Source organism: Yeguia hominis, from assembly GCF_014384705.1.
Classification (GTDB): Bacteria; Bacillota; Clostridia; order Oscillospirales; family Acutalibacteraceae; genus Yeguia; species Yeguia hominis.
Genome location: NZ_JACRSN010000009.1, coordinates 63,565 through 75,524 on the forward strand (window position 1 = coordinate 63,565; position 11,960 = coordinate 75,524).

Annotated in this window: 9 protein-coding genes and 2 tRNA genes; 5 read left to right on the forward strand and 6 right to left on the reverse strand. The window is 52.5% G+C overall.

Annotated features, from left to right (window positions below):
* The first annotated feature begins 1 nt into the window (after window position 1).
* Genes IAG03_RS07415 through IAG03_RS07430 form a run of 4 tightly spaced genes read left to right on the forward strand, consistent with a single transcriptional unit; the run spans window position 2 to window position 4,641 of the window.
* Entirely contained in the window at window positions 2-1,420 is a 1,419-nt protein-coding gene (locus tag IAG03_RS07415; protein WP_249319489.1) for an L-fucose/L-arabinose isomerase family protein, read from the forward strand.
* Window positions 1,417-2,244 carry a transketolase gene (locus IAG03_RS07420; RefSeq protein ID WP_249319490.1) on the forward strand — a complete coding sequence of 276 codons (828 nt, stop codon included), beginning with the start codon at window positions 1,417-1,419 and terminating at the stop codon, window positions 2,242-2,244. Before IAG03_RS07415 ends, IAG03_RS07420 begins: the two co-directional genes overlap by 4 nt.
* Complete coding sequence (locus IAG03_RS07425; RefSeq protein WP_249319491.1) at window positions 2,241-3,185, forward strand: transketolase family protein; 945 nt, start codon at window positions 2,241-2,243, stop codon at window positions 3,183-3,185. The genes IAG03_RS07420 and IAG03_RS07425 overlap by 4 nt, the downstream gene beginning before the upstream one ends.
* The gene (locus tag IAG03_RS07430) at window positions 3,175-4,641 is read left to right on the forward strand and encodes a glycerol kinase GlpK (protein ID WP_249319492.1); all 1,467 of its coding nucleotides are present in this window, start codon (window positions 3,175-3,177) and stop codon (window positions 4,639-4,641) included. Before IAG03_RS07425 ends, IAG03_RS07430 begins: the two co-directional genes overlap by 11 nt.
* An 85-nt stretch (window positions 4,642-4,726) precedes the next feature.
* On the opposite strand, the gene IAG03_RS07435 is transcribed toward IAG03_RS07430, so the two are convergent.
* The 3 genes from IAG03_RS07435 to IAG03_RS07445 are packed head-to-tail and all read right to left on the reverse strand — an operon-like array spanning window position 4,727 to window position 9,413.
* Window positions 4,727-5,998, reverse strand: coding sequence for a 2-hydroxyacyl-CoA dehydratase (locus IAG03_RS07435; protein WP_249319493.1), 1,272 nt, complete (start codon window positions 5,996-5,998; stop codon window positions 4,727-4,729).
* On the reverse strand, window positions 5,995-8,916 hold the full coding sequence (locus IAG03_RS07440; protein ID WP_249319529.1) for an acyl-CoA dehydratase activase-related protein: 2,922 nt from the start codon (window positions 8,914-8,916) through the stop codon (window positions 5,995-5,997). Before IAG03_RS07440 ends, IAG03_RS07435 begins: the two co-directional genes overlap by 4 nt.
* Window positions 8,916-9,413, reverse strand: a complete 498-nt coding sequence (locus tag IAG03_RS07445) for a MarR family winged helix-turn-helix transcriptional regulator (protein ID WP_249319494.1) — start codon at window positions 9,411-9,413, stop codon at window positions 8,916-8,918. The genes IAG03_RS07440 and IAG03_RS07445 overlap by 1 nt, the downstream gene beginning before the upstream one ends.
* Window positions 9,414-9,631: 218 nt before the next feature.
* Here IAG03_RS07445 and IAG03_RS07450 point away from each other — a divergent pair, with 218 nt between their 5' ends.
* Window positions 9,632-10,606 carry a glycoside hydrolase 5 family protein gene (locus tag IAG03_RS07450; protein ID WP_249319495.1) on the forward strand — a complete coding sequence of 325 codons (975 nt, stop codon included), beginning with the start codon at window positions 9,632-9,634 and terminating at the stop codon, window positions 10,604-10,606.
* 308 nt (window positions 10,607-10,914) lie between these two features.
* Here the strand turns inward: IAG03_RS07450 and IAG03_RS07455 are convergent.
* The 3 genes from IAG03_RS07455 to IAG03_RS07465 form a co-directional block, all read right to left on the reverse strand.
* Window positions 10,915-10,991: transfer RNA gene (locus IAG03_RS07455), tRNA-Thr, on the reverse strand.
* Window positions 10,992-10,995: 4 nt separating this feature from the next.
* Window positions 10,996-11,072, reverse strand: a tRNA-Asp gene (locus IAG03_RS07460).
* A 72-nt stretch (window positions 11,073-11,144) separates the two neighbouring features.
* Window positions 11,145-11,699 (reverse strand): phosphatase PAP2 family protein, encoded by a 555-nt coding sequence (locus tag IAG03_RS07465; RefSeq protein ID WP_249319496.1) that lies wholly within the window; start codon window positions 11,697-11,699, stop codon window positions 11,145-11,147.
* Between the last annotated feature and the right edge of the window lie 261 nt (window positions 11,700-11,960).

The following is an 11,960-nucleotide window of genomic DNA, read 5'->3' on the forward strand; positions in this document are numbered from 1 at the left end:
TATGCAGCAAGCAACCATTAAACTGGGATTTGCCCCTACGCGCAGAAGTGTTTTCAGTGCGCCGGATGCAGTGAAGTATGCGAATCTGACGCGAAAGCGCCTGCGGGAATTGCAGGTTGATTTTGTGGACATCGCAGAAGTGAATGCGGACGGCCTGCTCTACGATGAAGCGGGACGGCAAACAATCGAGGAGAAATTCAGAGCGGAAAAGATCGACGGCCTGTTTGTTCCGCACTGTAATTTTGGTACCGAATATGAGGTGGCCAGACTGGCCAAAGCGCTGAACGTACCGGTGCTGCTTTGGGGACCGCGTGATGAGGCGCCGGAATCGGACGGCAGCCGGCTTCGGGATTCGCAGTGCGGGATGTTTGCAACCGGCAAGGTGCTGCGCCGGTTTGGCGTGCCGTTTACATATCTGAAAAACTGCCGGTTGAAAGACGCCGCTTTCGCACAGGGAATCCGGCTGTTCCAGGCGGTATGCAACGTTGTGCGGACATTCCGGAATATCCGGATTTTGCAGATTGCACCGCGTCCCTTCGACTTTTGGAGCACCATGTGCAATGAAGGGGAACTGCTGGAAAAGTTCGGCGTGCAGCTCTCTCCGGTTCCGATGCCGGAATTGCTGGAAGAAATTCGGCTTTGCCGGGATACGCAGGCGGATGCGGTCCGGGAGACCGTTTCGCTGCTGCAAACCAAAACAGAGATACAGGTAACCGCACAGGAACTGGAGACCATTGCGGCCCTGACGGTTGCAATGAAGAGGCTGGTTGAAAAATACGGCTGCAGTGCCGTGGCCGTACAATGCTGGAACTGTATGCAGACAGAGCTGGGCATTATGCCCTGCACCGCAAATGCGATCCTGACAGATATGGGAATCCCGGTTGCCTGCGAAACCGATATCCACGGCGCCATCTCCTCGCTGCTCGTACAGGCGGCAAGCATGGGAAATAGTCCGACACTTTTCTGCGATTGGACGGTTCGTCATCCGCATAACGAAAACGCGGAACTATTGCAGCATTGCGGCCCGTGGCCGATCAGTCTTGCGAAAGAAAAACCGGTTTTGGGCTATCCGATTGCATTTGATTATCCCGGCTCTCTGAGCGCAGAATATCCGGAAGGAACCCTCACAATCGCTCGGTTTGACGGCGATAATGGGGAATATTCCCTTCTGCTCGGCAATGCAGAGGTTGTGCCCGGTCCGTATACGAAGGGGACTTATCTGTGGATTCAAGTGGAAAATTTGGATCGGCTCGAAGCGAAGCTGGTTTGCGGGCCGTATATCCATCATTGTTTGGCTGTTTATCAGGATGTTTTGCCGGTCCTGTATGAGGCCTGCAAATATATCGGCGTGCAGCCAGATTTGTATGACCCGGTAGAAGAACAGGTAAAAGCAGTGATTAGAGGGGAAAAGATACAATGACAGATTTGGAATTGGCAAGAAAAGCAGTTTCGCTCAGAAAAGATGTCACGGAAATTATCCTGCGCGGAAAAGGCGGGCATTTTGGCGGGGACTTCAGCGTAATGGAGATTCTGGTTACGCTCTATTACCGCCACATGAATGTCGGTCCGGATCAGGTCAGCGACCCGGATCGGGATCAGTTTATTCTCAGCAAGGGCCATTCTGTGGAGGCACTCTATGCCGTGCTGTGTGACCGGGGATTTCTGACAAAAGAATTGTGCGGGAGCTTTTCGCAGTTTGGCTCTCCGGTGATCGGGCATCCGACTAATAAAATCCGTGGAATCGAGATGAACTCCGGTTCTTTGGGACACGGCCTTTCCGTCGGCGTAGGAATGGCGCTTGCAGCCAGAATGCAGAAGCGCGATTATCGAACCTATGTCGTGATGGGAGACGGGGAGTTGGCCGAAGGCTCTGTCTGGGAAGGTTTTATGGCAGGCGGCCATTACCGGCTGGACAATCTAACCGCAGTGATTGATCGGAACGGCTTGCAGATTTCCGGCAAGACGGAGGATGTGATGTCGCAGGAGCCGATGCACAGCCGGCTTGCAGATTTCGGCTGGCATGTGATCGAGTGTGACGGAAACGATGTCCGTGCGCTTGACCGCGCCTTTACCGAAGCAAAGGCGACAAAAGGGATGCCTTCGGTCGTACTGGCCAAAACCGTAAAGGGATGCGGGTATTCTGTTGCGGAAAATCAGGCGGGATGGCATCACAAGGTACCGTCTTTGGAGCAGCGGGATGAAATTATGCGGGAATTAGACGAAAGGCTGGAGAAACTCCTATGAAAAATACGATTACAAACCGACAGGTTATCTGCGATGTTTTAATGGAGCAGGCGGCGGAACATCCGGAAATTACGGTTCTTTGCAGTGATTCCCGGGGGTCGGCTTCGCTTGGAAGTTTTGCAAAGGCGTTTCCGGATCAGTTTGTGGAGATCGGTATTGCGGATCAGAATTTGGTCTCGATTGCTGCAGGCCTTGCAAATTGCGGACAGCGCCCCTTTGCAGCCAGCCCCGCGAGTTTCCTTTCTACACGCAGCTATGAGCAGATCAAGGTGGACGTTGCCTATTCGCATACGAATGTCAAGCTGATTGGAATCAGCGGAGGCGTCAGCTATGGCGCGTTGGGAATGACGCATCATTCTTTACAGGATCTTGCGGCGCTTTCTGCCATTCCGGGCATGCGGGTCTATCTGCCCAGCGATCGTTTCCAGACAAGGAAACTGATGGAGATTTTAACCCGTGATTCGGAGGGGGCGTACATCCGAATTGGACGCAATGCGGTAGAGGACGTCTATACCGAAGAAAATTGTCTGTTCCAGATGAATCAAGCGACACTGGTGCGGGACGGTCATGATATGACCATGATTGCCTGCGGCGAAATGGTAAAACCGGCAAAGGATGCTGCGGAAGTGTTGGAAAAGGAAGGCATTTCCGTCCGGGTTTTGGACATGTACTGCATCAAACCGATGGATGAAGAGGCTGTCCTGCGTGCTGCGCGGGAGACCGGGCGCATCCTGACGGTGGAAGAACATTCGGTGTATGGCGGACTGGGTTCCATGGTCGCAAGACTGGTCGGAGAGGCCTGTCCGGTTCCGATCAAGACCGCTGCCATTCCGGATGAGCCGGTGATCACCGGAACCAGCGCCGAGGTCTTTGCGTATTACGGTCTGGACGCAGCCGGTCTGCAAAAAAAGGCGAAGGAGCTTATGCAGCGTGGAAAATAACATCATCATCGGAATCGATCAGAGTACCTCCGGGACAAAAGCGCTGGCTTTCAGCGCAAACGGAGAAATTTTGGGGCGCTACGATCTGCCGCACCGGCAGATCATTGATGAGAACGGGTGGATTAGCCATGATCCGATGGAAATTTACCGCAACACGCTGGCAAGCGTGATCGGGGTGCTTGAAAAGACTGGCATCGCGCGGGAACGGGTAGCCGGAATCGGCCTGAGCAATCAGCGGGAGACAGCGGTTGTTTGGAATCAGAAAAGCGGGCTGCCGGTTTGTGACGCCATCATCTGGCAATGCGCCAGAGGCGCTTCGATTTGCCAGAAAATCGACACGCCGGAAACCAGGAGACAGATTAAATCCGTTAGCGGGCTTCCGCTTTCACCGTATTTTGCCGCAGCCAAATTTGCTTGGGCCGTTGAAAATGTGCCGATTCCCGACCGAAAGAATCTCTGCTGCGGGACGGTGGACAGCTGGCTGGTTTTTAAGCTGACCGGAGAATTCTGGACAGATTATTCCAATGCGTCCCGGACGCAGCTGCTCGATCTGCATACCCTGCGCTGGAGCGATTCCCTTTGCGCATGCTTTGGGCTGGATCCGGCGTGGCTTCCGAAACTGACGGATTCCAACGGCTTTTTCGGAGAGACGGACCTCGAGGGATATTTTCCGAAGCCGGTTCCGATTCATGGCGTTCTCGGGGACAGCCATGGGGCGCTTTATGGGCAGGGCTGTCTGACGCCCGGATCCATCAAAGCCACTTATGGTACCGGGTCCTCCGTAATGATGAACGTGGGCTCCCATCTGGTTTCAAGCGAAGATATTGTGACTTCCCTTGCGTGGTGCATAGATGGGAAGGCACAGTATGTATTGGAAGGAAATATCAATTATTCTGCTGCTGTGATTAAGTGGCTGGAGGAAGATTTGCAGCTGATTTCATCCGCAAAAGAGGTGGAGGCACTCGCGAAATCGGCCAGAAATATGGATGGAATGTACCTTGTTCCGGCATTTTCGGGATTAGGTGCGCCGTATTGGAAGGATCAGGCGAAAGCCATGATCTGCGGAATGACGCGAAATTGCGGTAAGGCCGAACTGGTGCGCGCAGCAGAAGAATGTATTGCGTACCAGATTACGGATATCCTTTCGCTGATGCAGCAGGCTTACGGCGAGGCGCCAAAGCAGCTCCGCGTAGACGGCGGTCCGACAAGAGATGCATTCCTGATGCAGTTCCAGGCGGACGTGAGCGGCGTCGAGGTCGTGGTCCCGCAGAGCGAGGAGCTGTCCGGAATCGGGGCCGTCTATGCTGCCGGATTGGCACTGGGCGTTTTTGACGAGTCCATTCGGGAAAACCGTCCTGTGCGTGCGCGGTATCTGCCATCTATGGAGAAAAAACGCCGCGATGCCAAATATGCCGGATGGAAAGAAGCTGTGAAGCTGGTTTTGCAGGCGAAATAAGATGGTAGCGTTTTTAAAACAGAAAGAGCGATACGGCAAAACCGTATCGCTCTTTTTCGTGTGCATGCAGTTGTAAAGGGCAATTTCAGCTCTTCTGCGAATTTGCCTCAAGATTTTCTTTTGCGACAGAAAGCATCAGTTTGATGCGATTTTCCTGGTTTACTTGTGTAGCGCCGGGATCGTAGTCGATCGGCACGATGTTGGAATCCGGATGGAGGTTGCGGATTTTGCGGATCATACCCTTGCCGACGATATGGTTCGGCAGACATCCGAAGGGCTGTGCGCAGACGATGTTGCGGTAGCCGCTTTCAATCAGCTCCAGCATTTCTGCGGTGAGCAGCCAGCCCTCGCCCATTTTGCAGCCGTAGCCGATGACGCCGCTGATAAGCTCCTTTAAATGGGCGTAGGGGGAAGGCGCCACAAATTGCGGATAACGTTTCACGGTATCGATCAGGCAGAGCTCCAGCTTGGAAAGGTAATCCATCAGAACGCGTACGAGCGCCTTTTTTGCAGGATTTCCGCCGTAAAGCTTGATGTCCTCGAGCCGGTTGTCTACCTTGAAAAGCATAAACGCCAGGATGCCCGGAACCATCACTTCACAGTCCTGTTCATTTAAAAACCGTTCCAGACCGTTGTTGGCAACAGCGGAGTACTTGACGTAAATTTCGCCGACGATTCCGACCCGGACTTTGGGTGTGCGATTCACGGGGATGGCTGCAAAGGATTTGGCGATTTCATCCAGATAACGGACCATTTCCTTTTGGGAGTAGGCTTGTCCCTGTTTAAACAGTTCTGTCAGTTTGTTGATCCAGCTGGAAACAAGCGCTTCGCTCTGGCCTTTTTCGCATTCATAAGGCTTGACCTGATTGTCCAGCAGCATGAGCAGATCGCCGTATACGAGCGTTGCAAGGGAACGCCGGATCATCGGCAGCGTAATTTGAAACCCGCTGTTCTTTTCCAGCCCGGAAAGGTTGATGGAAATGACCGGAATGTAATCCAGACCGTCTTTTTTCAGTGCCTTGCGCAGCAGGTGAATGTAGTTGGAAGCCCGGCAGCCGCCGCCGGTCTGCGTCATCATGAGCGCGACTTTATGCAGGTCGTATTTTCCGCTGTGCAGCGCGCTCATCAGCTGCCCGATACAGAGCAGTGCCGGATAGCAGGTGTCGTTATGGACGTATTTCAGTCCTTCGTCCACCAGTTCGCGCCCTTCGTTTGTCAGCAGTTCCACATGGTATCCGTAGTTCCGAAACACATTTTTCAGCAGCTCAAAGTGAATTTTTGCCATGCTGGGAATCAGAAGGGTATAATCCTTCTTCATTTCTTTGGTAAATTCTACGCGGGTCAATTCTTCTTTCATCCGTGTGCCTCCTTTGCCTGCTCCAATGCCGCAAAGAGGCTGCGCAGGCGGATTTTTACTGCACCGAGGTTGGTGATTTCGTCGATTTTAATTTGTGTGTAGATTTTTCCGCCGGCCTCAATGATGGATCGCACCTCGTCGCCGGTAATTGCATCCACGCCGCATCCGAAGGAGACGAGCTGCACCAGGTTGATGTTCTCCTGCGGCCGGTCGGCGGCGTATTTGGCGGCCGAATACAGACGTGCATGGTAGGTCCATTGATTGAGCACGTGCGTGCGGAATTTCGGCGTCAGATGGCTGACGGAGTCTTCTGTGACAAGCACGGCGCCGCAGTCGCAGATTAGCTTGTCGATTCCATGGTTGACTTCCGGGTCGAGATGGTAAGGCCGGCCGGCCAAAATGATGACCGGCAAGTCCTGCTCTTTGGCAATCGCAAGGAAATCTTCACCCTTTTTCCGGATCTTTTCCATATAAGCGGAATATTCCTGATAAGCGGCATCAGCTGCGGCCGTGACTTCCGGAAGCGGAACCTCCAAGCCGTGCCGTTTTAAGATGGCGTGCATCTTCCTCGGGAAGTCGTGGCGGCGGTGCGGGCCGACATAGTCGCTGATGAACGTTTTTTTCTCCAGCTGTGGAATGTTCGCGTGGATGACCTCCGGATAATATGCGACAACCGGGCAGTTGTAGTGGTTATCGCCGTGCTTTTCATTGAAATTGTAGCTCATGCAGGGATAGAAAATCACGTCGACCTCCGGATTCCGCAAAAGCGCTTCCACGTGTCCGTGGAGAAGCTTCGCCGGATAACAGACCGTGTCGGAAGGAATGGTGTGCTGCCCTTCAAAATAGAGCGTTCGGGTAGAGTCGCCGGTGGTGGTGACGCCGAATCCGAGCGTGCGGAAGAACGTGTGCCAGAAGGGATAAAGCTCATAAAGATTCAGCCCCATCGGCAGTCCGATTGTCGGGCCTTCTCCTTTGACGGTCGAATACTGCGAGAGCAGTTCGCGCTTGTAAGCGTAGAGGTTGAAGGCCTCTCTGGAGGCGCCTTTTGCAACCGGTTTTTCGCAGCGGTTTCCGGCAATGTAGCGGCCGCCGCCGGCAAAGGTGTTGATGGTCAGCTTGCAATGGTTCGAACAGCCGTTGCAGGTCGTATTGACCGATTTGTGCGTGAAATTTTCCAGTGCATCTCGCGAGAGGACCGTGCTTTTGCCGGCCGAGCGGGATTTCGCATAAAGCGCCGCTCCGTAAGCACCCATCAGTCCGGCAACGGCGGGCCGGATTACCTGCTTGCCGATTTCCTGTTCAAACGCCCGCAGAACCGCGTCATTCAGGAAGGTGCCGCCCTGTACGACGATGTGGGACCCGAGAGAGTCCGCATGCGCCACCCGAATGACTTTGTAGAGCGCATTTTTTACAACGCTGATGGAAAGCCCGGCAGAGATGTTTTCAATGGAAGCGCCATCCTTTTGCGCCTGTTTGACGGAAGAGTTCATAAAGACCGTACAGCGGGAACCGAGATCAACCGGGCGGTCTCCCTGCAAACCAAGCTTTGCAAATTCTGCGATACTGTATCCCATTGCGCCGGCAAAGGTCTGCAAAAAGGAGCCGCAGCCGGAGGAGCAGGCTTCGTTTAAAAAGACATTGTCGATCGCGCCGTTCTTAATTTTAAAGCATTTGATATCCTGTCCGCCGATATCAATGATGAAATCGACCTGCGGGTCAAATTTTTTGGCAGCGGTAAAATGCGCAATGGTTTCGACTACGCCGAAATCGAGCTGAAAGGCGTTTTTGATGAGTTCTTCTCCATATCCGGTCGAAGCAGCACCGGCAATCTGAATTTCCGGATAGGCTTCATAGAGATCGATTAAAAATTGCCGCACAAGCGGGACAGGATTTCCGTTGTTCGGCAGATACCGGGAGAAGAGAATGTCGCCGTCACGATTGATCACGGCGGCTTTGAGTGTTGTTGAGCCCGCATCGATGCCGAGATAGCAGGTTTTGTCCTCTGGCAGTGTGCTGCTTGCGCGCAAGGTGCAGCCGCTGTGCCGCGCCTCAAATGCATGGTATTCCGCTTCGCTGGAAAAGAGCGGCGCACAGCTTTTGTAGCCGCCCTTGGCAGAATAGGTTCGGATTTTTTCGGTAAGCGCCGAAAGGTCGACCGGTGCGCCGCCAGGAGAGAGCGCAGCGCCGATTGCAACAAAATAAAGGGAATTTTCCGGGCACAGCCCCTGCAGTCCGAGCGTGTGGTCGAAGACGCTGCGCAGCTGCGGCAGGAACGTCAGCGGTCCGCCGAGATACAAAACGTTTCCCTCAATCGGTCGGCCCTGTGCAAGTCCGGCAATTGTCTGGTTGACGACAGCGGAAAAAATGGCGGCGGCAATATCTTCTTTGCGTGCCCCCTGGTTGAGGAGCGCCTGAATGTCCGATTTTGCAAAAACACCGCAGCGGGATGCAATGCTGTAGGTTTTGGTGCTTTCTCCGGCAAGGGTGTTCATTTCGGCCGGCGTGACATTGAGAAGCGTAGCCATCTGATCGATAAACGCACCGGTGCCGCCGGCGCACGATCCGTTCATGCGGACTTCCATTGCACCCTTCAAAAACAGGATTTTGGCATCCTCGCCGCCGAGTTCAATGACTGTTTCCGTTTCCGGGCAAAGCTTTTTGGCGGAGATGCGTGTCGCATAAACTTCCTGTACGAACGGCAGCCCGATTCCTTCGGCGAGCCCCATCCCGGCAGAACCGGAAATGCTGAGCGTGGGCGTTTCTATTCCGGGAAGCGCGGCGATTTCCTGTAAAAGCGCGGCGGCCTTTTCAGAGATTTTGGAATAGTGACGCTCATATTTTTGATAAATCACAGCGTCTGTATGGTCTAAGACGACCGCTTTTAAGGTGGTCGATCCAACGTCAAGTCCAATTTTCATCATCTATCGTCTCCAATATTTAAGGTCGTCTCGGCAGGATCCTCTTCGGATATATTGACGAGCATTTGATTCAGCGTTTCCAGCAAAAGGGTCAAATGCGTGTCCGGAATATCGCGGAGCAAGTGTTGCTCCATCTTTTTTCGGCGAAGCTCCATTTCCTGCTGAATTTCATAGGCTTTTTCGGTGAGGGAAACGGTTCGGCAGCGCCGGTCTTCCGGGTTGACGGCACATTGTACAAAGCCTTTTTTGCGCAGCCGCTCCAAAAGACCGATTACCGTGGGGTGCTGCAGTCCGAAATGGGATTCAATATCCCGCTGGCTGACCTCCTGAATCCGGGTGTGGTATAAAAAGAGGAGGATTTCTGCCTGAGAGACCGTAAGACCGATTCGTTTGAGCGTGCGGTTTGCGTCTTTTACAAAGGCGTTGCTGATCTGTTTGAGCGCTAGGCTGACGGAAGCATCTGTGTCGATGGGGTTCACATCCTTTTTATGTAACATACTACGTATTTTATTTCTTTGTCTCTGCGTTGTCAAGCTTTTTCGACAGGGAAAATCCGGAAGCGGCGGCCGGATTTTGACAGAAAAATACAGCGTTTTTTCCTAAAAAGCAGGGGACGTATTTGTGAAAAAAAGATTCTTGCAAATTTTGTGAATTTGCAATATTATAATCATAAGTTCAAAACAAAATATAGTAATTTCAGAAAGGCGGTTTCCAAATGAATTACGCAGAGGTGCGGGGATTTAATTATCAGCCGAGTTACGGGTCGACAAGTCTGGAAAACTGGGTGAACTACCGTCCGGATATTGTCGAACTGGAACTGCGGCGCGGAAAAGCGTATTTCCCGAAATTCAATACGGTGCGCTACTGGCTCTCTTGGGATGCGTATTACCGGAAGCCGGAGGTATTCAAGGCGAATTTTGAAAAATCGCTGCAAATTGCGGATTCGCTGGGGCTGAAGGTTATTCCGTGCCTGTTTAACCGCTGGCACGATCAGACCGGTTACGACAACGGCGGTGTCTATCTCGAAAATATTGCAATGCCGGATTGCTGGGCATATTATCGGCCGCTGTATCTGGAGTATGTGATAGACCTGGTTTCGGCACACCGGGAGGATCCCCGGATCCTCGTGTGGGATTTATGCAACGAACCGTTTTCATATCGTGCCGTGACAGAACAGATTCGTCCGTTTGTCCAGCTGGAACTGGACTGGCTGACAGAGATGTATACCTGTGTGAAGACGCTGCATGCGCGTGCGCCGGTTGGCGTCAGCATCCATCAGGATCATGGCAGGGAGGGTCTGGAACGAATCAATGCGGTCAGTGATGTGCTCCTGATTCACCCTTATTATGCCTGCGATCCGGAAACAATTTTTGATCCGGAGCTGCGTGCGGCATATATTCAAAATGTCGAGATGATGTGCGCGTTTGGAAAGGAAGCGGGAAAGCCGATGCTGGTGACGGAGACCTGCTGGGGCGCTATGCGGGATGAGGATCGTGTGGAGATTATCCGCTTTACGCTCGATACGCTGACCAAACACGGGCTGGGATTTGTCGTACACGCGCTGCATTACAGTAAGGTTGCCGATCTGCACGACACGGAAGACGGATTTGTCGGGGCGCCTTACAACCTTGCGTTTACCCGGAAAGACGGAGCGATCCGCCCGGGACATGAAATTTTCAATCAGTATTGATAAAAAACAAACCCATGCGCTGCGAAAGAAAATCGCAGCGCATGATTTCGTTTCTGTTTGATTTGCCGTAAAAGCCAAAAACGGTCTGGAAACTGGACTTCGATGAAGCGATTCCGAAAGCGGGCACAGTCTCCAGTCAATATTTCACTGTATAGGAGCAAATGGACAGCCCGGATACAAATCCGCAAAGAAAAAGCAGAAGAAACCGGATATGAAATAAAGCGGATTTCGGGCTGCCGAGAATCGCCTGACGATGTGCAGAATAAAAGAAAAAACCGCCGTTTTCCTAGGAAAACAGCGGTTTTTTCTGGAGCTGATGACGAGGCTCGAACTCGTGAACCTCTCCCTTACCAAGGGAGTGCTCTGCCTGCTGAGCTACATCAGCAAAATGGCGACCCGGAACGGGCTCGAACCGTCGACCTCTAGCGTGACAGGCTAGCGTTCTAACCAGCTGAACTACCGGGCCACGTCATCCGGACTAATGCTTGACAGCAAACAATATTATAAAGGATCCGGCGTAAAATGTCAAGAAATGTTTTTAACTTTTTTGATAAAAAGGAGCAGGAAGTTTTTTCTGCTTTTTTAAAACGCCGCAAAGCAGCAGCGCGACGCTGCTTCCCAGCAAGGCGCCGGTGAGAATATCCGTCGGAAAATGGACGAAAAGAAAAACACGCGAAAACGCAATCAGGGCGGCGAGAAGAAGTGCGAGAATTCCAAGACGCCGGTTTCCGTGAAAGAGAACGACGGCAGCGCTGAAGGAAGAAGCCGAGTGCCCGGAAGGAAAAGAATAGGAGGCTGGGCGCCGGATTAGAAGCTCAATAGCAGGAAACAGGTCACACGGACGCGGCCGTGCAGCCAGCGGTTTGATCAGCAGATCGTTGAGCACAAAGGTGCCGGCAAGCGCGAGCCCAAGTAAAAGGCCCCATTTGCGGGTTTTGCGGAAGAAAAGCAGAAGTACGGCGGACAAGATCCAGAAGATGCCGGCGTTTCCCAGTGCGGTGATGAGCGGAAAAATTGCATCCGTAACCGGATTGTGAAAATGCGCTTGTATGAACAGGATAACGGCTTCATCAAAAGTCTGAATAGCCTGCAAGTGAATTCCTCCTTGTGATGAAATTTTAGAAATAAATCTTGAAAATTAACGATTGTTTGGCGGCTGATTTGGCTTGCGGCAAAAGCAAGAGCGCAGAGAAGCGCACTTGCAATAAGACGGTCTTTTGCACCGGCGATAAACAGTTCATTTAAGATGATTATAACACGAAGTGTTTAAAAAGAGAATACCAAACAGGGACACGCGAATATATATAGAAAGCGGCGGAGGACGTTCGAATTTGAAAACGCTTTTAAGCGCTGC

Coding starts and splice junctions, on each gene's coding strand:
- IAG03_RS07420 (WP_249319490.1), top strand. CDS start 1,417: ATGACAGATTTGGAATTGGCAAGAAAAGCAGTTTCGCTCAGAAAAGAT.
- IAG03_RS07425 (WP_249319491.1), top strand. CDS start 2,241: ATGAAAAATACGATTACAAACCGACAGGTTATCTGCGATGTTTTAATG.
- IAG03_RS07445 (WP_249319494.1), bottom strand. CDS start 9,413: ATGTTACATAAAAAGGATGTGAACCCCATCGACACAGATGCTTCCGTC.
- IAG03_RS07415 (WP_249319489.1), top strand. CDS start 2: ATGCAGCAAGCAACCATTAAACTGGGATTTGCCCCTACGCGCAGAAGT.
- IAG03_RS07450 (WP_249319495.1), top strand. CDS start 9,632: ATGAATTACGCAGAGGTGCGGGGATTTAATTATCAGCCGAGTTACGGG.
- IAG03_RS07435 (WP_249319493.1), bottom strand. CDS start 5,998: ATGAAAGAAGAATTGACCCGCGTAGAATTTACCAAAGAAATGAAGAAG.
- IAG03_RS07440 (WP_249319529.1), bottom strand. CDS start 8,916: ATGAAAATTGGACTTGACGTTGGATCGACCACCTTAAAAGCGGTCGTC.